This window comes from Gilliamella sp. W8128 (assembly GCF_016100545.1).
GTDB lineage: Bacteria > Pseudomonadota > Gammaproteobacteria > Enterobacterales > Orbaceae > Gilliamella > Gilliamella apis.
Genome location: NZ_JACFSE010000003.1, coordinates 271,589 through 295,530, shown reverse-complemented (window position 1 = coordinate 295,530; position 23,942 = coordinate 271,589). Strand labels below are relative to the sequence as shown.

The 23,942-nt window shown below is 34.2% G+C and carries 19 protein-coding genes and 2 tRNA genes; 14 read left to right on the top strand and 7 right to left on the bottom strand.

All coding sequences use genetic code 11. The features are described from left to right. Positions 1–315: 315 nt before the first annotated feature. Positions 316–1,527, bottom strand: coding sequence for a beta-ketoacyl-ACP synthase I (gene fabB / locus H3U97_RS04650; protein WP_198198380.1), 1,212 nt, complete (start codon positions 1,525–1,527; stop codon positions 316–318). A gap of 311 nt (positions 1,528–1,838) precedes the next feature. On the opposite strand from fabB, the gene H3U97_RS04645 reads away from it, so the two are divergent. Next, entirely contained in the window at positions 1,839–3,104 is a 1,266-nt protein-coding gene (locus tag H3U97_RS04645; protein ID WP_370545675.1) for a putative DNA modification/repair radical SAM protein, read from the top strand. Between the two features lie 3 nt (positions 3,105–3,107). Next, positions 3,108–3,905, top strand: coding sequence for a TIGR03915 family putative DNA repair protein (locus tag H3U97_RS04640; protein ID WP_198198378.1), 798 nt, complete (start codon positions 3,108–3,110; stop codon positions 3,903–3,905). 45 nt (positions 3,906–3,950) lie between these two features. Here H3U97_RS04640 and H3U97_RS04635 read toward each other — a convergent pair whose 3' ends face one another. After that, positions 3,951–4,709 carry an MlaA family lipoprotein gene (locus tag H3U97_RS04635; protein ID WP_110453588.1) on the bottom strand — a complete coding sequence of 253 codons (759 nt, stop codon included), beginning with the start codon at positions 4,707–4,709 and terminating at the stop codon, positions 3,951–3,953. Positions 4,710–4,836: 127 nt separating this feature from the next. Here H3U97_RS04635 and H3U97_RS04630 point away from each other — a divergent pair. After that, positions 4,837–4,908, top strand: a tRNA-Arg gene (locus H3U97_RS04630). Positions 4,909–5,481: 573 nt separating this feature from the next. Here the strand turns inward: H3U97_RS04630 and H3U97_RS11420 are convergent. Continuing rightward, positions 5,482–6,057, bottom strand: a complete 576-nt coding sequence (locus H3U97_RS11420; RefSeq protein ID WP_086361304.1) for a serine acetyltransferase — start codon at positions 6,055–6,057, stop codon at positions 5,482–5,484. 300 nt (positions 6,058–6,357) lie between these two features. On the opposite strand from H3U97_RS11420, the gene H3U97_RS04620 reads away from it, so the two are divergent. Continuing rightward, positions 6,358–7,452 carry an acyltransferase gene (locus H3U97_RS04620; RefSeq protein WP_165601605.1) on the top strand — a complete coding sequence of 365 codons (1,095 nt, stop codon included), beginning with the start codon at positions 6,358–6,360 and terminating at the stop codon, positions 7,450–7,452. A gap of 313 nt (positions 7,453–7,765) precedes the next feature. Here H3U97_RS04620 and H3U97_RS04615 read toward each other — a convergent pair. After that, positions 7,766–7,842: transfer RNA gene (locus tag H3U97_RS04615), tRNA-Val, on the bottom strand. Between the two features lie 291 nt (positions 7,843–8,133). On the opposite strand from H3U97_RS04615, the gene recQ reads away from it, so the two are divergent. From recQ to ruvB, 7 genes are all read left to right on the top strand, one after another. Further along, a complete protein-coding gene (gene recQ, locus H3U97_RS04610; RefSeq protein ID WP_198198377.1) occupies positions 8,134–9,963 on the top strand; it encodes a DNA helicase RecQ in 1,830 nt (609 codons plus the stop codon). Between the two features lie 105 nt (positions 9,964–10,068). Continuing rightward, positions 10,069–11,295, top strand: coding sequence for a hypothetical protein (locus H3U97_RS04605; RefSeq protein ID WP_065651267.1), 1,227 nt, complete (start codon positions 10,069–10,071; stop codon positions 11,293–11,295). Positions 11,296–11,387: 92 nt separating this feature from the next. Beyond that, complete coding sequence (locus H3U97_RS04600; RefSeq protein WP_065578934.1) at positions 11,388–12,566, top strand: M20 family metallopeptidase; 1,179 nt, start codon at positions 11,388–11,390, stop codon at positions 12,564–12,566. 252 nt (positions 12,567–12,818) lie between these two features. Beyond that, positions 12,819–14,885 (top strand): DNA polymerase III subunit gamma/tau, encoded by a 2,067-nt coding sequence (gene dnaX, locus H3U97_RS04595; protein ID WP_198198375.1) that lies wholly within the window; start codon positions 12,819–12,821, stop codon positions 14,883–14,885. A 34-nt stretch (positions 14,886–14,919) separates the two neighbouring features. Continuing rightward, complete coding sequence (locus tag H3U97_RS04590) at positions 14,920–15,258, top strand: YbaB/EbfC family nucleoid-associated protein (protein ID WP_065578932.1); 339 nt, start codon at positions 14,920–14,922, stop codon at positions 15,256–15,258. A gap of 256 nt (positions 15,259–15,514) precedes the next feature. Next, a complete protein-coding gene (gene ruvA, locus H3U97_RS04585) occupies positions 15,515–16,123 on the top strand; it encodes a Holliday junction branch migration protein RuvA (protein WP_086356960.1) in 609 nt (202 codons plus the stop codon). Between the two features lie 14 nt (positions 16,124–16,137). Next, entirely contained in the window at positions 16,138–17,142 is a 1,005-nt protein-coding gene (gene ruvB, locus H3U97_RS04580; protein ID WP_065612869.1) for a Holliday junction branch migration DNA helicase RuvB, read from the top strand. An 84-nt stretch (positions 17,143–17,226) separates the two neighbouring features. On the opposite strand, the gene cysK is transcribed toward ruvB, so the two are convergent. The 3 genes from cysK to yfbV form a co-directional block, all read right to left on the bottom strand. Further along, entirely contained in the window at positions 17,227–18,192 is a 966-nt protein-coding gene (cysK, locus tag H3U97_RS04575; RefSeq protein ID WP_065651249.1) for a cysteine synthase A, read from the bottom strand. A 307-nt stretch (positions 18,193–18,499) separates the two neighbouring features. Further along, positions 18,500–19,006, bottom strand: a complete 507-nt coding sequence (priC, locus tag H3U97_RS04570; protein ID WP_165601670.1) for a primosomal replication protein PriC — start codon at positions 19,004–19,006, stop codon at positions 18,500–18,502. 10 nt (positions 19,007–19,016) lie between these two features. Continuing rightward, positions 19,017–19,472, bottom strand: coding sequence for a terminus macrodomain insulation protein YfbV (yfbV, locus tag H3U97_RS04565; protein WP_165754889.1), 456 nt, complete (start codon positions 19,470–19,472; stop codon positions 19,017–19,019). Between the two features lie 193 nt (positions 19,473–19,665). On the opposite strand from yfbV, the gene H3U97_RS04560 reads away from it, so the two are divergent. From H3U97_RS04560 to H3U97_RS04550, 3 genes are all read left to right on the top strand, one after another. After that, on the top strand, positions 19,666–20,871 hold the full coding sequence (locus H3U97_RS04560; protein WP_086356956.1) for an acetate kinase: 1,206 nt from the start codon (positions 19,666–19,668) through the stop codon (positions 20,869–20,871). Between the two features lie 70 nt (positions 20,872–20,941). Further along, positions 20,942–23,092, top strand: a complete 2,151-nt coding sequence (gene pta, locus H3U97_RS04555; protein WP_198198374.1) for a phosphate acetyltransferase — start codon at positions 20,942–20,944, stop codon at positions 23,090–23,092. A 373-nt stretch (positions 23,093–23,465) separates the two neighbouring features. Beyond that, positions 23,466–23,942, top strand: a complete 477-nt coding sequence (locus H3U97_RS04550) for a toxin-activating lysine-acyltransferase (protein ID WP_198198373.1) — start codon at positions 23,466–23,468, stop codon at positions 23,940–23,942.

The following is a 23,942-nucleotide window of genomic DNA, read 5'->3' as shown; positions in this document are numbered from 1 at the left end:
GGTTTTTAATAGTAAAATTGCGCTTTGCCTTTTTACCAACTGCATTTATAGTATATTGGATTCTAGTTCACTACCGTGTAGGTAGCTTAGAAACTGCACCGTCTGTTAAAGTTCCTGAGATTGTTGTTTACTACCGTATAGGTAGATTGAAATATTAATTATTTCTAAAAAGATTAGGAAAAATTTTTCAAAAAGCTAAAAATCAAAATTAGTTATAGCTTTGTTAAATAAAAAAAACCCCAGTAATTGGTTGTCCAACTATTGGGGGTCACTTCATAGGAACGGTTTTTTATTATTGGTTAGATAATTTTACAATTATCCTTGGTATTTTTTCATGACAATTGACGCATTAGTACCGCCGAAACCAAAGCTATTAGACATTACTGTGGTTAATTCACGTTCGGTTGGCTCGGTAATAATATTCATGCCTACTGCTTCATCTGCAAGCTCGTCGATATTGATACTTGGTGTAATAAAGCCGTGTTCAAGCATAAGTAGTGAATAAATCAACTCTTGTGCACCGGTGGCACTTAATGAGTGACCAGTCATGGATTTAGTTGAAGAGATAGCCGGGATATTATCACCAAATACTTGTTTGATTGCCCATAACTCTTTGACATCACCAACTGGAGTTGAGGTACCATGGGTATTGATATAATCAACTGGTCCATCAAGATCTTGAATAGCAAGCTGCATACAACGCATTGCCCCTTCACCAGATGGCGCAACCATGTCATAACCATCTGATGTTGCCCCATAACCAACAAGTTCACCATAGATATGTGCACCACGGGCAAGAGCATGTTCAAGTTCTTCAACTACTACCATTCCGGCACCGCCTGCGATTACAAAACCATCACGGTTTTTATCATAGGCTCGTGATGCTTTTTCTGGTGTGTCGTTATATTTAGTTGATAATGCCCCCATAGCATCAAATTCGCATGACATTTCCCAACATAGTTCTTCACCACCACCAGCAAACACGACATCTTGTTTACCAAGTTGAATAAGTTCAGCTGCATGACCAATGCAGTGTACTGATGTTGCACAAGCTGAAGTCATTGAGTAGCTAACACCTTTAATTTTAAATGGTGTCGCTAAACATGCAGAAATTGCCGATGACATAGATTTTGTTACTGCATAAGGGCCAACACCTCTTAAACCTTTTTCTTTCATGCCGGCAACAACATTATATTGAGTTTTGGTTGAGCCACCATAACCAGCGATAAGGCCTGTACGTGGATTAGATACTTGCTCTGGGCTTAATTTTGCATCTTCGATTGCTTGTTGCAGTGCAAGATATCCATAAATAGACGCATCATTCATAAAACGGACAACTTTTCGATCGATTAATCCAGTTGTATCTAATTTAACATTACCACAAACATGACTACGCATTCCGCTATCTTTCATTTCTTGCGAAAAAGTAATACCACTTCGGCCTACTCTTAACGACTCTAAAACTTCTTTGGTATTATTCCCAATGCTTGAAAGAATACCTAATCCTGTAATTACTACACGTTTCATCTAATGCTCTACTCCTAAGTTAACTGGCTTCATATGAAAAATTGGTCTGATTATAGCGTACACTTGTAAGCTGAACAATACCCCCAGATTGATTTTATTTGTTAAGTTAATAAATAAAATTGGCATGACAGGTCAATAAATCAATTAATATGATTATATTTACGTTCTATTAATAATATCTTTATTAAATCAGTCTTAATCGCGAGTTTATTGAACAAATATTTTTTAAATTCGATCTGATTATTAACTTGCTTATACCAATAAAATAACTATAATACTGTAAATATATACAGTTATTGGTGATGATTATGATTCAAGAGAAAATGATCTCAAAGCTTGAGATTTTAGCCGAATCTGCAAAATATGATATTTCATGTGCTTCAAGTGGTACTTCACGCAGTAATAAAAGTAAAGGTATTGGTAGTGCTTCTCGCTGTGGTATTTGCCATTCATTTACTGCTGATGGTCGATGCGTTTCGCTGTTAAAAATCATGTTAACTAATTATTGCATGTTTGACTGTGCTTATTGTATCAATCGCCAGAGTAATGATATTCCTCGTGCAGGATTTACGCCGAAAGAGTTAGCGGAACTGACGATTGAATTTTATCGTCGCAATTATATTGAAGGGCTGTTTTTAAGTTCGGGTATTGTCCGTAGTGCTGATCATACGATGGAAAAAATGATTCGTGTGGTCAAAATATTACGGCAAGAATATAACTTTAATGGTTATATCCATATGAAGGCGATTCCCGGTGCCAGCAATGAATTGATTCGTGAAGCAGGTTTACTTGTTGATCGAATGAGTGTCAATTTAGAGATCCCTACCGAGCGTAATTTAAAATTATTGGCGCCAGATAAAGATCATCAAACCATTTATCAACCAATGCGACATATCCAGCAAAATTTGCTGGAAAATATTGAAGATCGTAAAAAAATCAAATCAACACCAAAATTTGTTCCTGCTGGGCAAAGTACTCAGGTGATTATTGGTGCGACAGATGAAACCGATAATCAAATTTTACAGCTCACCGCCAAGCTATATAAGCGACCAAGTATGAAGCGGGTTTACTATTCGGGATTTATTCCTGTGAATAGTTATGATAAGCGATTACCGGTTTTGCAAGAAGTTCCAAGAGTAAGAGAAAATCGTTTATATCAGGCAGATTGGTTACTTCGTTTTTATGATTTTAGTGTCGATGAAATTGTAAATGATGAACATCCAGATCTTGATTTGACGGTTGATCCCAAATTATCTTGGGCGATTCGTAATCCGCAATTTTTTCCGGTTGATATCAATCGGGATAGTTACCAAAAAATCTTGCGCGTGCCAGGTATTGGCGTTAAATCAGCAAAATTAATTGTTATGGCAAGGCGACATCGCAAACTAAATAAAGAAGCGCTTAAACGTATTGGTGTGGTGTTAAAACGTGCACAGTTTTTTATTATTTGTCATGAAATGAATAGTTTCAAAGTATTGGATTCATCTGCTGAATATATACGCCTAAGTTTACAAGATACGCCTCGGCTTGAAGTAAAACAACAATCTATTCCACAACAACTGGTTATGGGATGGTAATTTATGCTGGCGTTTTATTATGATAAATCTTTTGAAGGGTTAATGTGCGCGGTATTTGATGCATTTAAACTAAAAAAAATGCCTGAATGTCTATTAGTTGAGGGTGCGGATATGCCACTTTTGGTTACCGATTTTCATCAAGTTGAGTATCGCAACAGTAAATATGAGCGTGTTTATACTGCACTGCAAAAAAAATTATCGCAGATTGCACTAAATCAACTCTTGTTTACTTGGCTTTCAGAATTACCTGAAAGTGATTTAATTATTTTTCGCTATATTTGTAAAGTATTTAAGTCAACCAATTCGATTGAAACTGATTTTGCTGATGCGGATGTGTTAGCTGTTTATGATATAGCTAAAAAGGTAAATAAAGAAAAACATCATATTCAGCAATTTGTTCGCTTTAATAGCATTCAAAATCCAGCGAACAGTCATGATAATAATGACAAAATTTATTTTGCGGTTATAGAGCCTATATATAACGCTTTACCGTTAACCACTCGATTTTTTAAAGATCGTTATGCCGATCAAAAATGGGCAATTTATGATGAAAAACGCCAATATGGTTATTTTTATGATTTAGATAAGATTGAGCAAATCTGGTTGAACGATAACGATCCTCTGATCATTAATAAGCAAATTAACCAAGATTATCTAACTGATGATGAAAAATTGTTTCAAACCATGTGGAATCGTTACTGTCAGGCCTTAACCATTAAGGAACGAATCAATCCAAGATTACAAAGGCAAAATATGCCTAGACGGTTCTGGCACCATTTACCCGAAATGCAAGGCAAATAAAAAACGCCGAATAAATCGGCGTTAATTAATGATAAATAGTAAAATTTATTGGGCATCAATTTCATCAATAATGCCGTTAATGCTTTGTTGGCGTTGTTGTTCTTTTTGCTCATCAACTTTACCGCCAGAAGCATTAAAGTCATTGCGCTGGAAGTAAGCATTACGCATAAAGTTGTATGGGTCATCACTATTTTTAATTAAATCTTCATACTCAATGGCCACAGCTCGAGCTTCAATGCCATCAAATACACCGCGAACCAGTGCCCATTGCCAATCGATCCAAACAAGTGGTGGATATAAAGTATCAACCAGATCACCACCTTCTTGACGAAGTGTTGCCGAACCATAGAAAGGTAATACAACATAAGGGCCATAAGGGACATCGTAATGACCTAATGTATCACCAAAACCACGTTTAGGTCCTTTTTGTAATTGAGGATCTGCTACACTTGCAACATCAAATAAACCGGCAACACCAAAAACGGTATTAATAAAGAATCTTGCTAAATGTTTACCGGCTTCATGCCCTTCACCTTGTAAAGCACTATTTACCATTGATGCTGGTTCAGAAAGGTTAGATGAAAAATTAACTACCCCTTTACGAACGGGTGTTGGTACATAATCTTTCCACACTACGGCAGCAGGGCGCAAAATATAAGGGTCAAGCGCATAGTAGTTAACATTAAACATGGTTTTATTAAAACCCGATAACGGGTCACTATAACTATTTGTTTCAGCCTTATAGGTCGCACAACCTGTCAACGCTAAAACCGAGAACATCATACCTATAATTTTTTTTCTCATAATGCTACCGAATACAAGTGATAAAATGTCGAATGTAAGGATTGTATCATGTTTGCTTAAAATAGAAAATTTTTCATTATTTGATTGATATTGCATTGATAAATTTATTAGAATAAACGCCTTTGATGACCTCATAGTTAAATGGATATAACAAGCCCCTCCTAAGGGCTAGTTGTAGGTTCGATTCCTACTGGGGTCAATTTTATTTTAAATTCAAACTAATAAAATTTATCAGTGATGCAGTAATCTCCTTAAAGTTTTACTACATCAATATTTTATTAAATACCTTTTTTAACCCGCTCCCATTCAGTTTTTAAAACATTTTGCGTGTTTTTTGTTAGTTGTTTTTGATAAGAATGTAATCTACTATCAAAATTAGATATTTCTGAACTATTTAGGCCATTTAATGGGAGAATTTCCTCTTCAAGATCAGCAAAAAATTCGATGGTTTTTTGACAAGAAGTTAGAATTTTGTTTGATTTATCTTAATTCGGATTTAGCATAAGTTGTAAAAGTTATGAATTAAAGATTATGCTTTTAGCGAAATTTTATATAGCAGTTGTGGTTTATTTTTTGGTTAGTAGCAATTTTTTTATTTTTCGATGGTTTTATAAGCAATTTAAAATATACCAATTAAAATTCCCACTATTTTACGATATTAATTACACTGTAATCTGTTGTGTTATTTAAAATCGATGAATTGGTTCATTACTATATTGTTGAAATTATACATAGAATAAACTATGCTTTTTTTATTTAAATCAGTAGATAATTAATAATTGTTTTGAACAATTATATTACTCTTTTGAGTATAAACAGTACAATTATCAGGAATGTCTTTGTTTATAAATGACATGGCTCCAATTTTGACATTATTCCCAATAGTTATTTCGCCACCTAATATGATAGAGTTTGTCCCAATATAAACGTTATCACCAATTATTATGTTTATTGGCTCATGTCCTATACCTATGGTTACATTATGGTGAACAATAAAGTTTTCTCCTATAGTTACATTTTTATTGATAGTAATAGAATGTGGATGAACAATTGATAAATTTTTACCAATTTTAGTGCCTAACATTATATCAATACAGAACTGATTAATTAATTTCATCTGTATACGTTTTGCAATATCCTTCTGTTTTCTATTACCGTATAAATACATTTCGTTAATAAGTCGCCACCAAAATAGATATTTTTTTTGTAATGACCTTGTGCTTAAGTATGATTTTAATATTCTATAGATAGATATTTTTTTTCCACCAGTTAATTCGTTTAACCAACATTGTTTCAAATGCGTCAAATCATGATTAAGCAAAAAATGAATAATTTGTATGTATTTCATTGAAATAATCCTTTATTTTAACTGGTTTAATTCTAACATATTTAATTTATTAATCTTAAAAAACATTTGAGTCTAAAACCAAAAGAAGTTGTTAATATTAATTAGGCTCTAAATGATGAGATATAAAAAAATCAATTAATTTGATATTAACTTAATAAGTGTTAATATATAATAATAAGAAAAAATTTTATAACTAAATATATGAATATTAATTACTTTACTTTACTTTTTGTTGTTGTTAGTCCTTTTGTTTTTATGTCAATTATGTATTATTTTCTGCCGAAAAGAATTAAACATGTCTTGGTTGACGAAAAAAATAAATACCAAAATATTGATGGATTAAGAGGTATAGCCGCAATATGCGTAATGTTTGTTCATTCCTTGTTGTCATATCATTTTCTTCATTTCAAAACATGGTGGGATCAAGATACTTTATCTCAAACATTTGATAAATCAGTAAATCTTGATGTTGGTGCGACAATTTATTCCCTCGGTGGATTTGGTGTCTGTATTTTCTTTATGATTACCGGTTTTTTGTTTTATGATAAGCTTATCCGCTCTGAAGGACATATTAATATTAAAAACTTTTTTATAAAAAGATTTTTTAGAATTTCACCATTATATTATTTTGTAATTTTGTTGGTTTTTGTTTCCGCTTTAATTACTGGACCAGCTGAATTTTCAAGTCTTAAAAAATGTATCAAATCTTTTTTATCGTGGTTATGTTTTTATTTTGTAGACATAAAAACAATTTCTTCAATAGCTCCTGGTTCAGTACCTTTAGCTGGTGTTTTATGGACTTTAAAAATAGAGTGGATTTTTTATTTTTGTGTTCCGTTTCTAAGTTTATTTAATAGAAAAAAAATTGTTTCAATTGCATTTGTTTTGCTAGGGTTAGCGACTATTATTATCATAAATCAGTCTAAAATAATGGTATTAACTATTACTAATATCATACCTTTCTTTTTTGGGATGTTAGCCAGCTTAATTGCTAATAATTACTTAAAAATTAACAAAAAAATATTAGTTAACCACATAACCTCATTTATCATTTTATTAATAACAATGTTTTCTGTTTTTCTACATAATAAACCACTTGTTTATTGCTTATTATTAGGGTTGGTATTTATAGTTATTAGCAATGGCAATTCTGTTTTTGGACTATTAAAGACAAAAATCTTAATTTCACTTGGTACCATTAGCTATAGTATTTATTTAATTCATGGTTTGATTTTATTTTTAATAAATTTGGTATTTTTAAGAAATGGTAGCTATTTAGTCAATACATTAATAACAATATTTATAACATTATTGGTTAGTATATTTACGTTTTATTTTGTAGAAAGAACAGGTATTAATTTTGGTGGAAAAATAACTAAATCTAAAAAAAGTTGATCAATGAATCTTAGTTTCTGAAAGTCATTATGATAATCTGCATTTGGATTATCATATTTAGTTTTTTATTTGATAACTGATTTATGTAAACTTTAGTGATTTTTATTGTTACTCTATTTTTCAATAATTGTTATTTTGATTGATTATCGATTAATATTGTTTAGTGAAAATGATTAAGCGACGGCTCACATAAATTAGTTATTTTGATATTAAAATAACTAATTATTGACATAGGGTAATCCCGGTTTTACCTCAACAGTTTTTTTTAGGTGATTTAAATTTGTTGTAAGGCTTGTAGGATAAGACTTTGAATTGGTACGCCCGGGTGGACTCGAACCACTGACCCCCACCATGTCAAGGTGATGCTCTAACCAACTGAGCTACGGGCGTACATTTGAAACATGCAAATATTAGCTGGCAAATTGTTTTGTTTCAAGTAAAAAAAATCAAAATTAGTTGTTTTTTTAATCTTTTGCGTTTGTTTGTTGGAAAAACAGTCAATATTGTTAATCCAATAATATACAGATTCTTGTTTTTTGCCATTTTTACTCAACGATGTTATTTTTTGAAGAAATTCTATTTATTACGATTTGTAAATAAATGTAAATTCACGGTGGTTAGTTCATATCAAATTCGATATACTCCATAAAAATAGATAAGGTATTACTGGTTCAGGTTAGTATGTCATTTAGAGATCAGATTGAGGACGTGTTACACAATGTTTTTGGTTACAAATCGTTTAGAAATCAGCAAAGAGATATAATTGAATCAGTTATTGCCGGACGAGATTCATTAACCATTATTCCAACTGGTGGTGGCAAATCACTTTGTTACCAGATTCCGGCTGTATTATTGCCCGGTACCGCATTGGTTATTTCGCCACTTATTTCGTTAATGAAGGATCAAGTCGATCAATTATTAGTTAATGGGATTCCAGCCGCTTTTTTAAATGCAACTCAAGCTCCAGAAGAGCAACAAAATATTATTGAAAAATATTTAAATCATTCAATTAAATTATTATATATTTCACCTGAGCGACTGGCTGTGTCGTCCTTTTCTTCATTAATTACTGCTCATCCTCCTTCATTAATCGCTATTGATGAGGCGCATTGTATTTCACAATGGGGGCATGATTTTAGACCTGACTATCGTCAATTAAGCCATTTATCATTGCGTTTCCCTGAAGTGCCTATTATAGCGTTAACAGCAACTGCCGATAAATTGACTCAAGCTGATGTGATTAATCAACTTAATTTAATCGATCCTTTGGTGGTGGTACGTAGTTTTGATCGACCAAATATACGTTATACGGTAGTTGAAAAATTTAATCTTACTGAGCAAGTTGTCTCTTTTATTGAAACGCAAAAGGGGAATAGTGGTATTGTTTACTGTTCAAGTCGCTCCAAAGTTGAGGATATGACAACCAGACTTGCTAAAAGGGGGTTCTCTGTCGTTGCTTATCATGCTGGTTTAACCACTGCTGAACGTCAACAAGCACAGGAGAATTTTTTGAAAGATAATGTGCAAATTATTGTTGCAACCGTCGCTTTTGGTATGGGAATAAACAAACCTAATGTTCGCTTTGTAGTACATGCTGATTGCCCTAGAACGATTGAGGCATATTATCAAGAAACTGGTCGAGCTGGCCGGGATGGCGTTCCGGCAGAGGCACTTTTATTATTTAATAGTAAAGATCTAAATTGGTACCATCGACAAATCGCCGATAAACCAGAGAATAAACATAAGCAAGTTGAGCTACATAAGATACAAGCTATGGAGTCATTTGCCCAAAGTATGACTTGTCGGCGCACGGTATTACTTAACTATTTTGGCGAAAATAGAACCGAACCTTGCAACAACTGTGATATCTGTCTTTATCCTCCTGAGCATTATGATGGATTAATTGATGCACAAAAAATTCTTTCGTGTATATATCGAGTTGAGCAGCGTTATGGTGCTCAATATGTTGTCGATGTATTAAGAGGATCTTCGCGCTCGCAAATTAAAGAAAATGGCCATGACAAATTATCGGTTTATGGTATAGGTAAAGCGCATTCTTCTGACTATTGGCTTAGTGTAATTAGACAATTAATTTATTTGGGATATGTCAGTCAAAATATTTCTACCTTCACTACGTTACAATTGACCGAACAAGCACGTGCGATACTTAAAGGTCAAGTAGCCTTATCTTTAGCAAAACCACGTTTAGAAATCGTGAAGAAAAGTCGTTTAAATCGTTATGCTAGAGCGATTAATTTAACTACGATATTATCTTATGAAGAACGAATATTATTCAACAATCTTAAGCGGTTGCGCAAAGAAATTGCTGATATGGAAGATATTGCTCCTTATATTGTATTTAGTGATGCAACCTTGCTTGAAATGGTGCAAACTAAACCAGAAAGTAAGAAACAACTGATTAATGTTACCGGAGTTGGTAAAATTAAATTAGAAAAATATGGTAATCTTTTCTTAGACGAAATTAATGATTTTATGATAAAAAACTTATAACAATGTTTAAAATATTATTTATAATAGCTATTTTTTAAATCATTTTAATTATTTTTTATAATTTAATTTATTAAAAATGGAGTTTTTATGCCCACTATGAATGATATGCCACAGATGTTGGCATTAGTTTTATTGCTTATTATTTTATATCTAGGTGATGTTGTTTCAACACGGACTAAAGCTTGGATACCTTCAGTTTTTATTTGTGCTGTCCTGTTTTTATTAGGTTATTGGACATTCTTCCCAACTGATATTGTGGCTCGAGCAGGTATTCCAAATGTAGTAGCTGTTATGTTTATGTATTTATTGATTGTGAACATGGGAACTTTGTTATCAATAAATGAGTTGATACTACAATGGAAGACAATACTTATATCGCTTTCAGGGATTGTGGGTATTATTGTTGTTGCTATTATAGTGGGATATCTATTTTTTGACCTCAACACCATTATTGTCGCTATTCCACCATTAGTAGGTGGTATTGTTTCAGCCATTATTATGGCTAAAGGGGCAACTGATGCAGGATTACCAGATCTGGCTGTATTTGCAATTATAATCTATGTAATGCAAGGTTTTATTGGTTATCCATTAACTTCTATTATGCTGAAAAAAGAAGGTCGCCGAGTATTGAAAAAATATCATGAAGGGACTTGGGTCGTTGAAAAGGATGTTAGTACTATGGATAAACAAGCTGCAACTACCGATGAAAATCCGATGCCAGGTCTGTTTGCTAAAATTCCAGCAAGTTATAATTCTTCGTACTTTATCTTTTTACGTATTGCAATAGTGGGCTTTTTAGCTTACTCAGTATCGGAAGTATTGAAACCTGTCGTTAGTATTAGTCCATTTGTTTTATGTTTATTATTTGGTGTTGTTGCTGCTTCTTTAGGTTTTTTAGAACGTCACCCTTTAAAGAAAGCCGGTGGTTTTGGGCTTGCGGTTATGGGGTTAATGTTATTTATTTTTGATACTTTGAGCCGAGCAACGCCGGATATGTTAATTAGACTTATCACACCTTTAATTATTTTTATTCTTTCTGCTGTTGTTGGGATGTTTATTTTTTCGGTTATTGTTGGTAAATTTTTAAAAGTAAGTAAAGAAATGGCTTTTTCGATCGCTTTAACAGCACTATATGGATTCCCGGCCGATTATATTATCACTAACGAGGTTATTAATAATTTAACCAAAGATCCAAAAGAAAAAGAGGTATTAACTAGCCATATGTTACCACCGATGTTAATTGGAGGATTTATTTCAGTAACGATGGTATCGGTTGTGTTAGCTGGCATCATGGTTAATATGATTGTTGGTCCGTTAACGCCAATTAATTAGTTGGAAATTTAATTATCAGATTCAACTTGTAGATTTGTGCAAATATGTGCACTATTAAAAGAATACATATGAAATATATAAAAGGTAGTAACATGATTAATCAAACTATTAAAGATTCAATAAAACAGAACATTAACGACATGATTACGTTTCGTCGTGATTTACATCGCCATCCAGAATTACCGTGGGAAGAATTTAGAACCACTGATAGAATTGCTGAAGAACTTGATAAAATTGGTATTACTTATCGACGCACTAAGCCGACAGGTATTATTGCTGAGATCCAAGGCGGTAAACCAGGTAAAACGATTTTACTTAGGGCAGATATTGATGCTTTACCGGTTAAGGAATTAAGTACCAATATTGATTATCAATCCACTATTGATGGCAAAATGCATGCTTGTGGACATGATACTCATACCGCTATGCTGCTCACTGCTGCTAAAACGTTATATTCTATTAGGGAACAGTTAAAAGGTAATGTGCGATTAGTATTTCAGCCAGCTGAAGAAATTGCACAAGGGGCAAAAGGGATGATCGAACAAGGCGTACTTGAAGGTGTTGATAGCGCTTTTGGTATGCATATATGGTCACAAATGCCAGTAGGTAAAGTATCTTGTGTTGTTGGTTCAAGCTTTGCTTCAGCAGATCTATTAACGGTTAAATTTAAAGGTCGTGGTGGTCATGGTTCAATGCCACATGATACTGTGGATGCGGTTATGGTTGCATCTGCATTTGTTATGAATGTTCAATCAATTGTTTCTCGTGAAATATCGCCTCTCGATCCTGCGGTTGTGACTATAGGTCGAATGGATGTGGGTACGCGTTTTAACGTAATTGCTGAAAATGCGGTATTAGAAGGTACTGTGAGATGTTTTAATGTTGCAGTGCGTGAAAAAATTGAAGCTGCAATTAGACGTTATGCCAACCAAGTAGCAGCTATGTATAGAGCGACCGCTGAAGTCGAGTATATCTATGGGACCTTACCAGTTATAAACGATAAAGAAAGCGCACTATTAGCACAAAAAGTCATTGTTGAATCATTTGGTGAAGATGCATTGTATTTTGAAGCACCAACTACCGGTGGTGAAGATTTTAGTTATTATACTGAAAACATTCCTGGTGCTTTTGCTTTAGTTGGATCTGGTAATCCTGAAAAAGATACTCAATGGCCACATCACCATGGCTGTTTTAATGTTGACGAAGATGGTATGGCGTTAGGTGCAGAATTTTATGCACAATATGCATGGGCCTATTTAAATCAAGATTAGCCATTCATAATTAATCATCAATTGATTATTTTCTTTACTTATCAACCTTCGATTTACTGTTTGAAGGTTGATAAATCATTTTTCAATAAATTAACTCCCCAAAACAGCCTAATAATTTGAAAATTTGTGCAAAGGGGATTTTTATTGCTTAAAAATCTCACCTAATATCGAATCGGTTATCGGCATCTTAAAGACTAAATTGACACTTTATGGTATGATTAGCAAAATTTATTAGTAAAAGTAATGGTGATTATGAGTTATCAAGTCTTAGCACGTAAGTGGCGACCAAAATCATTTTCTGAAGTAGTAGGGCAACAGCATGTTTTAAAAATTTTATCTAATGCTCTTTCTCTTGGTCGAGTACATCACGCTTATCTGTTCTCTGGTACTCGAGGTGTAGGTAAAACTTCGATTGCTCGATTGTTAGCCAAAGGCTTAAATTGTGAAAGTGGTATAACGGCAACGCCTTGTGGTGTTTGTGATAATTGTCGTGAGATTGAACAGGGTCGTTTTGTTGACTTACTCGAAATTGATGCTGCCTCACGTACTAAAGTCGAAGATACTCGGGAAATTTTAGATAATATTCAATATTTGCCAAGCAAAGGTCGTTTTAAAGTTTACTTAATCGATGAAGTACATATGCTCTCTCGTAGTAGCTTCAATGCTTTATTAAAAACATTGGAAGAGCCACCAGAACACGTTAAGTTTTTATTAGCAACAACAGATCCGCAAAAATTACCTATCACTATTTTATCTCGCTGTCTGCATCTGCACTTAAATGTGCTTGATACATCATTAATTGCTGAGCAACTAAAACATATTTTGCAATTAGAACAAATTGAAAGTGAACCGCGAGCAATACAGCTGTTAGCTAAAGCAGCAAATGGTAGTATGCGCGATGCATTAAGTTTAACCGATCAAGCAATAGCGCTTGGTAATGGTAAAATTGATGCTGCGTCAGTAGCCTCCATGCTTGGTACTTTAGATAAAGCAATTCCTTTTTCATTAATTAATGCTCTTTATCAAAATGATGGTAATACTTTGATGCAACAGATTGAAGCGGCTGCTTTGCAAGGTGCAGATTGGGATAATTTATTAGCCGAATCTATTGCTTTGTTACATCAAATTGCCTTATTACAAGTTGTGCCGACAGCATTGGGTGATTATACAGATAATGAAGAACAGTTACGCTTCTTAGCTCAATATATGGCGCCTAATGATGTGCAACTGTTTTATCAAATTTTATTAATGGGTCGGAAAGAACTTGCTTTTGCACCAGATAAAAAAATGGGTGTTGAAATGAGTTTTTTACGCGCCTTAGCATTTATGCCTAAAAATGTCGATGCGATTATGCCACCAGCTGCAACAGCGACTACACCGACTACACCGACAAAAAAAGTTGAATCGCCTATTAGAACACAACCAGCTCAGGTTGTGACGACTTCATCACAAAACGCAAATGAGGCAGCGCCTATACAGCAAACTGTTAAGTCAGCTATTGAGAATCAGCAATTAAATGACAGTACAATAGTAAGACCAGCTACTAGTGATGAAAATACTGTTTCACAACCAGAAATATCACTTCCTGATGATGCATCATCAATCACTAAAAATATTTTAGAGATGCGAATGCAGTTAATGAAAGAGGAACAAAAGCCAAAAAAGCCTGAATTGGTTGATTATCATCAACCATCTAATTCTTTAATTAACAGTAAACGGGATGACGTTCAGCAGCTTGCCAATCTAGGTAATGATAGTGAAAAAAATGATGAGGAAGTGGAACAAGAAGAGATAACTGCTGAAAATTATCAATGGCAGGCTTGTGGCATAGTTGAAACAAAAAATGAACCAGCACTTGATGCAAAAACATTATGCGATTCTTTCAAAGTTGATAAAACGCCAGAAATGGTTAAAAAATTAATTGTCGAAATGGCTGAAAAAGACGCTTGGTGTGCTGAAATTGAACAATTAGAACTTGCGCCATTAATTAAACAAATTGCGATTAATTCCTACCCTGAATTAATTGATGATAATCATATTATTTTGCATACGCGTTCGGCTGTGGAGCATCTAGCTAAATCGTCAGCAAATTGTATTAAGTTGCGAACTGCGCTGTCAAATTATCGTCAAAAAACACTCAATCTAGAGGTGGTGATTGATGATAATAAGGCTAATAAGACGCCGTTAGAAATGCGTGAGGATTTATATCAACAAAAGCTTGAACAAGCTAAATTGACGATTCATCAAGATCCTAAAGTTGAGACGATTTGTCAATATTTTGATGCCAAGATTGATGAATCGAGTATTCGTCCTGTATAATTACAGAATAAATGTTTTTTAATGAGGAATAATTATGTTTCCAGGTGGAAAAGGCGGTTTGGGTAATTTGATGAAACAAGCCCAACAAATGCAAGCAAAAATGCAGCAAGCTCAGGAAGAAATTGCTAAATTAGAAGTTACCGGTGAGTCAGGTGCTGGTATCGTTAAAGTAACTGTAAATGGTGCGCATAGTTGTAAACGTGTGGAAATTGATCCATCTTTATTAACTGAAGATGATAAAGAAATGTTAGAAGATTTGATTGCGGCTGCTTACAATGATGCAACTCGTCGTTTAGAAGAAGCGCAAAAAGAAAGAATGGCTCAAGTAACTGGCGGCATGCAATTACCTCCAGGCTTTAAAATGCCATTTTAAGTTGAAAAATTAATCAGATATCGTCTTATACGTTTTGCCGACTAAGTCGGCAAAATTTCTTTTTATCTCCTGTCTATTTATACAGTTTTTCTTTATTAATTTTTTCCTATCAGGTAAACTAACTGATAATTACATTCAATTCACTTTCAATGTTGATTATATCAATTTGATTAATCTAGAATCTTAAATATTGTTTAATTTAGGGTTATTTTAAGCAAACTTATTCAATCAACATTAAATTTATTAAGGATATATTGTGATAGGTCGTTTACGTGGAATCATTATTGAAAAACAACCACCTAAAGTATTAATTGAAGTTGGTGGTGTTGGCTATGAAGTTTTTATGCCAATGACCTGTTTTTATGAGTTACCCGACAATGGCAAAGAAGTGATTGTGTTAACTCATTTTGCTGTTCGGGAAGATGCTCAAGTGCTTTATGGTTTTAATCATGAACAAGAACGAGAGTTATTTCGTGAATTAATTAAAGTTAATGGTGTTGGCCCAAAATTAGCTCTGGCGATTTTATCTGGGATGTCAGCAGCACAATTTATTAATGCTGTTGAACAAGGTGAAATTAAAACATTGGTCAAATTACCGGGGGTAGGGACTAAAACCGCTGAACGATTAATTGTTGAAATGAAAGATCGTGTTAAACGCTTTGGTGAAGAACTATCAAATGTTAACCCCGCTATTGATATTGGTGATATTAAAAAATCATCCAACCAAATTGAAAGTGAAGCAGTTTCAGCGCTTATTGCTCTGGGTTATAAACCACAAGAAGCCAGCCGTATTATTAGTAAAGTCATTAAACCAGAAATGGATTGTGAAATGCTAATACGTGAAGCATTAAAGTCAGTATTGTAAAGTAGGTATTGATAATGATTGAAGCGGATCGTTTAATTGCTCCACAGGCACAAAAAGAAGAAGAGTCTTTAGATCGAGCCATTCGTCCTAAGTATTTGGATGAATATATTGGCCAACCTCAAGTTCGTGAGCAGATGAAAATTTTTATTCAAGCTGCTAAACAGCGTAGTGACGCACTTGATCATGTTTTAATATTTGGTCCTCCAGGTCTAGGTAAAACTACATTGGCAAATATTGTTGCTAATGAAATGAATGTTAATTTACGTACCACATCAGGACCAGTATTGGAAAAAGCGGGTGATTTAGCTGCTATGCTAACCAATTTAGAACCTAATGATGTGCTATTTATTGATGAAATTCATCGATTATCGCCAGTTGTTGAAGAAATCTTATATCCAGCAATGGAAGATTATCAACTTGATATTATGATTGGTGAAGGGCCAGCAGCACGTTCAATTAAAATAGATCTGCCTCCTTTTACCCTTATTGGCGCAACGACTCGAGCTGGTTCATTAACATCACCATTACGTGATCGTTTTGGTATTGTGCAACGGCTTGAGTTTTATCGTGTAGAAGATTTGGAATATATTGTTAGCCGTAGTGCAAAATTTTTAGGTATGGACCTTTCTAAAGAAGGGGCTTACTTAATTGCTAAACGATCTCGAGGTACGCCACGGATTGCTAACCGTTTATTACGACGAGTTAGGGATTATGCTGATGTCAAATCTAAAGGCGTTATTGATGAACGAATTGCCACTCAAGCATTAGATATGTTAGATGTAGATAATGAAGGCTTTGATTATATGGATCGTAAGTTACTTCTGGCTATTATCGAGAAATTTATGGGTGGGCCAGTAGGTTTAGATAATATTGCAGCTGCAATAGGTGAAGAGCGTGAAACCATTGAAGATGTGTTAGAACCATTTTTGATTCAACAAGGTTATATCCAAAGAACGCCGAGAGGCAGAATTGCCACACCTCATGCTTATCGACATTTTGGTATTGTTCAAGATGATTAACTAGACCAGCTGACTTTCAGTTTAAATTGCCGAATATTTGATAAAACACCGCCGATTGGCGGTGTTTTGCTTTTGTAGTATAAATTAACCGAGTTCTTTTTCGGTGAAAATCCCACTAAATAGATCAGTACTAAGATAACGTTCACCTGAAGATGGTAAGATAACCACGATGGTTTTATTAGCATTTTCTGGTAGTCGCGCCAAGCGGTCGGCGGCAAATACGGCCGCACCAGAAGAAATTCCTGCTAAAATACCTTCTTTTTCCATTATTATACGCGCAGTATCGATAGCATCTTCATTGCTTACTTTTTCGACCAAATCAATCAAACTTAAATCTAAATTATCAGGAATGAATCCTGCACCAATACCTTGTATTTTATGTGGTCCTGGTTTGATTGGCTCACCCGCAAGGGCTTGGCTAATAACAGGTGAGGTACTTGGTTCAACCGCTACTGCAGTGATGTTTTTACCTTGTGTTTTTTTAATGTACTTAGTTACACCAGTAAAAGTCCCACCAGTGCCGACCCCAGCAACAAAAATATCGACTTGTCCATCTGTGTCAAGCCAGATTTCTGGTCCGGTAGTTTTTTCATGAATTTCTGGATTAGCAGCATTACTGAATTGTTGCAGCATAATATTGTGTTTAGGATTACTAGCAACAATCTCTTCCGCTTTTTCGATTGCGCCTTTCATTCCTTTAGCTGCATCGGTTAGCACGAGATTAGCACCTAAAGCTTTTAGAAGTTTACGACGTTCAATGCTCATGCTTTCAGGCATGGTTAAAGTTAATTTATATCCACGAGCAGCTGCAACCGCAGCAAGTGCGATACCGGTATTACCACTAGTTGGCTCGATAAGTTCAACATCAGGGTTTAATAAACCACGTTTCTCAGCATCCCAAATCATATTTGATGCAATGCGACACTTAATACTGAAACTAGGGTTACGAGATTCTACTTTGGCTAATATATTTCCTCGTCCGAAATGTTTTAAGCGAACTAAAGGCGTATGGCCAATGGTCTGTGAATTATCATCAAATATTTTACTCATGTTTGAATCCTTTTTTATTGCCTAATGATAAATAGTATCACTTTGTTAATATTAATATCATTATAAATATAACTATAAAAGATGAAACTAATTAATAATTATAACAATATGCATTTTGGGAATAAGCAATAGATTAAAAGAGCAAATGCTTGAACATTATCATGATGAAAAACGGATTAGCTTAAATTGGCAGATATATCTATCGCCAAATTACAGTAAGTCTACTAAATTTATGTTGTACAGATAAAAAAGAGAATATAGAAAAAGGAATATTTTAAGCGCAATACATTGATAAAAATAATTCAACTTAATCGAAGACCTCATTTTCCATATCTAACTCAATTTTTTTAATCGCTTGTTCACAACGATATATTCGATTATCTAATGCTGCTATTTTTGTATAATCAATAGCCTCAGGTGATAGTTCTAATTCGTATTTCATCTCTTGCAATCGACGTAGATAATCTAAATGTCTGGAATGTTTTTCCGCAACGGTTTCTTTAATCACGTAACTGGTTGGTTGCTTACGTAAATGCACAGTAGCAAGCTCTCGACTTAGTGCAGTGATTTGGTCAATAAGTTTTTCTGATAAAAATTCAATCTGACTTAGTTTTTCGGTTAAAGCGGCATCACAGAGGGATTGATAAGTAAGCTTTATCTTATCGATATAAAATTGAAAATCGACTTCAATCTTACTGCTATTAAACAGATGTTCATCAAAATAGTGTTCTTGATAAGCCGGTTGATCAGCTAGATTGATCTGTTGCTCAAGTTGATTGATCTGCTCTTTTAATTTTTCCAAAAAGTTCTGCATAAATATATCTTCATTGTTGGTTAGATGTATCATCATCTTGTCCAAAATAATTGCCTAAATGAATTTTAGATAGATTCATCAATTTCATTAATGCTTCAAACGTTAATTTTTCATTAGGATTGCGATTTGGACTGATTACTTTTTTTTCGATTAGTTGTAATTTAATACGGTTATAATCATCAACCAAATTTAGTGGTAATGGTGATTGAGCTCGATAGCCTAACCATAATATTCCTTGAATGGGTAAGCTCAAGGCAAATAAAATGGTAACAATAGTTACCGCTAATTGTGCCGGCAAATAATATTGCCAAACAATTAGGCCAATAATAATGGGTGGTAAGATTTTTTTCGTGGTTTTTATGTGGTTAATAATTTTTAGTTCCGGAAATGAATATGAAAGCGCCTTATCTTTGGGGCAAAGATCCATATATGTTTGACCTGCCTTAAATTTTTTAACTAAATTCATCTGATTTGGATTCCTCGACATTCACATTTTAATGTCTTAAAATAGTGTCATTCAAATTGGGGGCTCTCTTTATTTTATCTTAAAAACTAAGATATCAGAAGTCGCCTTGTATATCACATTGATTATTTAATCATGTGTAGAGTTACCAATTTTGATTGGTATATATCTTTTTATTCAATTTATAGGAATTACTATGTCATCAAGTAATAACGCTCTTGTTCTGAATTGTGGAAGTTCATCTTTAAAATTTGCAATCATAAACCCTGAAAATGGTGATGAATTTTTATCTGGCTTAGCTGAATGTTTTCACCTTCCTGATGCTCGTATTAAATGGAAATTAGATGGTGAAAAGAAAGAAGCTTCTTTAGGTGCTGGTGCAGCGCATAGCGAAGCAATTAGATTTATTGTAAACAGTATTTTTCCACAAAAACCAGAATTATTAGATAGTATCAAATCAATTGGGCACCGTATTGTTCATGGTGGTGAGAAATATACCCAATCAGTTGTAATTGATGATTCAGTATTAAAAGGGATTGAAGAAGCAGCAGCTTTCGCACCTTTACATAATCCAGCTCATTTAATTGGTATTCGTGAAGCTTATGTTGCTTTTCCTCATTTAAAAGATAAAAACGTCGCAGTATTTGATACCGCATTCCATACTACAATGCCTAAAGAAGCATATTTATATGCAATTCCTAATGAATTATATACTAAACATGGTATTCGTCGTTATGGAGCTCATGGTACAAGTCACTATTATGTTAGCCGTGAAGCTGCTAAATTATTAAATAAACCTGTAGAAGAAACTAACGTGATTACTTGTCACTTAGGTAATGGTGCCTCTATTACTGCAGTTAAAAATGGTAAATGTGTTGAAACTTCAATGGGATTAACGCCACTTGAAGGTCTAGTTATGGGTACTCGTAGTGGTGATATTGATCCGGCTATTATGTTCTTCTTACATGACAACTTAAAAATGTCTGTTGCTGACATTAACAATTTATTAAACAAAAAATCTGGTTTACTAGGTTTAACAGGGGTTAGCAGTGACTGTCGTTATGTAACCGAAAATTACGATAAAGATGAAAATGCAAAAAATGCCTTAGATGTTTTTGTTCATCGTTTAGTAAAATACATTGGTGGTTATGCAATGTTATTAGACGGTCGTCTAGATGCAATCGTATTTACTGGCGGTATCGGCGAAAATTCTGAAGAAGTTCGTCGTATGACTTTACAAAAATTAAGCTTACTTGGTTTTGAACTTGATCAAGAACGCAACTTAGCGGCTCGTTTTGGTAAAGGTGGTAAAATTACTAAAGATGGTTCAGCAATCGCGATGGTAATTCCAACCAATGAAGAACTTGTCATTGCTCAAGATGCTGCACGTTTAACAGCTTAAAAGCTTTTAAAACCGCCTACAAGGCGGTTTGTTTTTTGGATTTAATAAAAGAATTAAGAGGAAACAAATTATGTCTCGTACCATTATGCTGATTCCAACAGGTACCAATGTTGGTTTAACAGGTGTAAGTCTAGGTGTTATTCGAGCAATGGAGCGTCAAGGTATTAATTTAAATGTATTTAAACCTGTTGCGCAACCAAGAGCAGGTGGCGATGCCCCTGATAATACAACTACTTTAGTTAGCTCAAACACATCCATTCCTACTTTAAAACCGTTAAAAATGAGTCATGTTGAGAACCTATTAGGTTTAAATCAACAAGATGTATTAATGGAAGAAATTGTCGCTCTGTATGCTGAAAATACCAAAGGTGCTGATGTTGTTTTAGTTGAAGGTATTGTACCGACAACTGATTATCCATTTGCTAATGAGTTAAATAATAACATTGCTAAAACACTTGGCGCTGAAATTATTTTTGTTGTAAATATGGGTAAAGATAATCCTGAACAGCTAAAAGATCGTATTGAGATTGCCCGTTCTAATTTTGGTGGCATTAAAAATGATAAGATCATTGGTGTCATTGTTAATAAAGTCAATGCTCCTGTTGAAGAGCAAAATCTTGCCCGTCCTGATGTGGCCGAAATTTATCATACGCCAAAATTTGATAATAAAAAAATCACTATTAAGGATTTAAGCGAGCATAGTCCATTACCAGTCCTTGGCTGTATTCCTTGGAATATCGATTTAAGTGCCTGTCGAGCAATCGATATTGCTAAACATTTTGACGCAAAAATTATTAATGAAGGTGCAATTAAAAATCGTCGAATTAAACACGTTTCTTTCTGTTCTCGTAGCGTCCAAAATATCATCAATCACCTGCAACCAAATGCGCTTTTAGTAACTTCAGCCGACCGCGCTGATGTATTGGTTACTATTAGTTTAGCAGCGATGAACGGTGTTGCCATTGGTGGGGTACTGTTAACTGGTGGTTACGAGATTGATGACAAAGTGTATAAGTTATGTCAACCAGCATTTGATACTGGTTTACCGGTATTTACGGTTAAAACAAATACATTCCAAACTTCAATTAACTTACAACAATTTAATCTAGAAATCCCAGTTGATGACAAAGAGCGTATGGATAATACTCAAAACTTTGTTGCTGACCATATTGATGCAAATTGGATTAAATCATTAAATGAAGTTGTAAATTCTGCACGACGTTTATCTCCTCCTGCATTCCGTTATCAATTAACTGAACTTGCTCGTAATGCGAAAAAAGTGGTGGTATTACCAGAAGGCGACGAGCCAAGAACCATCAAAGCTGCTGCAATTTGTGCCGAGCGTAACATTGCAAAATGTGTGCTGATTGGTAATCCAGATGAAGTTCGTAAAGTGGCTGCATCGCAAGGTGTTACCTTAGGCGCTGGTGTTGAAATTGTTGATCCAGATAGTATTCGTGAAAAATATGTACCACGTTTAGTTGAATTGCGTAAAAACAAAGGTATGACTGAAGTCATTGCTCGTGAGCAATTAGCGGATAATGTAGTACTTGGTACAATGATGCTTGAAGCAAACGAAGTTGATGGTTTAGTTTCAGGTGCGGTACACACTACAGCTAATACAATTCGTCCACCATTACAATTAATCAAAACTGCACCAGGAAGCTCACTTGTATCATCAGTGTTCTTTATGTTGATGCCAGACCAAGTGTATATCTACGGTGACTGCGCGATTAATCCAGATCCGAATGCACAAGAACTTGCGGAAATCGCTATTCAATCTGCTGATACCGCTATTGCCTTCGGTATTGAACCACGCGTTGCAATGATCTCTTACTCAACCGGTAGTTCTGGTCAAGGTGCCGATGTTGAGAAAGTGAAAGAAGCTACTCGTATAGCACAAGAAAAACGCCCTGATCTAATGATCGATGGTCCATTACAATATGATGCTGCCGTTATGCCTGATGTGGCAAAATCTAAAGCACCTAATTCACAAGTAGCTGGTAAAGCAACAGTATTTATCTTCCCTGATTTAAATACTGGTAACACCACTTACAAAGCGGTACAACGTTCAGCGGATCTAGTCTCAATTGGTCCTATGTTACAAGGTATGCGTAAACCTGTGAACGATTTATCACGTGGCGCTTTAGTTGACGACATTGTTTATACTATTGCACTAACTGCTATTCAATCTGCTCAAGAACAAAATGCTAGCAAATAGTTAAAATCTATGTTTTAATTTATGAGAGGTTTTTCTATAACCTCTCAATTTTCCTGTCTCACCAGTCTTATCATTGTTATAAATGGCAAAATTAGTTAAGGATGATGTAAGTTTTACATTGTTTAATGCTGTTTTTTGATCTTATTCTCATAATTATTGAATAGTTTTTGGTTAATATTTAAATAATTTTTTTATTTTTGACCTATATTTCTTTAATTGAATCATTTGGTTACATTTGCTGTTATGCCTTACCTCTTTAATTATTTAATTAAAAAAATGACGGTTTTACGTCTCTATTTCTACGTTAAAAAATTAGGTTTTATTTTTTCAAATAGATCAATTTCTCATTAATTTTATAAAAAGGTAGAACGAAATGAACTGTCTTAATCATGACTCCATCAGAGTTATTGCGCCAAATATATATCATGACACCTCTTGGAATGAGGCAGAAGTATTAGGTGCTATGGTTTGGTTGTGGAACAGAAACTCATATTACCGAAATGCTGCCATAAACTCGGCGGTGGAAACATTACTACCTATCATTCAGTCTAAAAATTTCATTTTACTCATTAAAAATAACCGACCATTGGGTTATCTCAATTGGGCTTATTTGAACTCAGAAGAAGAATATAACTACTTAAATAAAAAAGATAATTATGTGAATTTTGTTCAATGCAATACCAAAGATGATAGCAAAAATTTATGGATTTTATCTTTTTTTTGTCCATTTGGATTGAATGAATCTCTCTTAATGAAATCAATATGTAAAAAAGTCCTAAAAAATAATCTCTGCTTTTTTGGTTATCACAAATCGAAAACAAACACTGTTGTAAAAAAAGTTCAATGTTAG

What these genes read in the sequence shown, in the direction of transcription:
- fabB (WP_198198380.1), bottom strand. Translation starts at nt 1,527, where the DNA reads ATGAAACGTGTAGTAATTACAGGATTAGGTATTCTTTCAAGCATTGGG.
- H3U97_RS04640 (WP_198198378.1), top strand. Translation starts at nt 3,108, where the DNA reads ATGCTGGCGTTTTATTATGATAAATCTTTTGAAGGGTTAATGTGCGCG.
- H3U97_RS04635 (WP_110453588.1), bottom strand. Translation starts at nt 4,709, where the DNA reads ATGAGAAAAAAAATTATAGGTATGATGTTCTCGGTTTTAGCGTTGACA.
- H3U97_RS11420 (WP_086361304.1), bottom strand. Translation starts at nt 6,057, where the DNA reads ATGAAATACATACAAATTATTCATTTTTTGCTTAATCATGATTTGACG.
- recQ (WP_198198377.1), top strand. Translation starts at nt 8,134, where the DNA reads ATGTCATTTAGAGATCAGATTGAGGACGTGTTACACAATGTTTTTGGT.
- H3U97_RS04605 (WP_065651267.1), top strand. Translation starts at nt 10,069, where the DNA reads ATGCCACAGATGTTGGCATTAGTTTTATTGCTTATTATTTTATATCTA.
- H3U97_RS04600 (WP_065578934.1), top strand. Translation starts at nt 11,388, where the DNA reads ATGATTAATCAAACTATTAAAGATTCAATAAAACAGAACATTAACGAC.
- dnaX (WP_198198375.1), top strand. Translation starts at nt 12,819, where the DNA reads ATGAGTTATCAAGTCTTAGCACGTAAGTGGCGACCAAAATCATTTTCT.
- H3U97_RS04590 (WP_065578932.1), top strand. Translation starts at nt 14,920, where the DNA reads ATGTTTCCAGGTGGAAAAGGCGGTTTGGGTAATTTGATGAAACAAGCC.
- ruvB (WP_065612869.1), top strand. Translation starts at nt 16,138, where the DNA reads ATGATTGAAGCGGATCGTTTAATTGCTCCACAGGCACAAAAAGAAGAA.
- cysK (WP_065651249.1), bottom strand. Translation starts at nt 18,192, where the DNA reads ATGAGTAAAATATTTGATGATAATTCACAGACCATTGGCCATACGCCT.
- priC (WP_165601670.1), bottom strand. Translation starts at nt 19,006, where the DNA reads ATGCAGAACTTTTTGGAAAAATTAAAAGAGCAGATCAATCAACTTGAG.
- yfbV (WP_165754889.1), bottom strand. Translation starts at nt 19,472, where the DNA reads ATGAATTTAGTTAAAAAATTTAAGGCAGGTCAAACATATATGGATCTT.
- H3U97_RS04560 (WP_086356956.1), top strand. Translation starts at nt 19,666, where the DNA reads ATGTCATCAAGTAATAACGCTCTTGTTCTGAATTGTGGAAGTTCATCT.
- pta (WP_198198374.1), top strand. Translation starts at nt 20,942, where the DNA reads ATGTCTCGTACCATTATGCTGATTCCAACAGGTACCAATGTTGGTTTA.
- H3U97_RS04550 (WP_198198373.1), top strand. Translation starts at nt 23,466, where the DNA reads ATGAACTGTCTTAATCATGACTCCATCAGAGTTATTGCGCCAAATATA.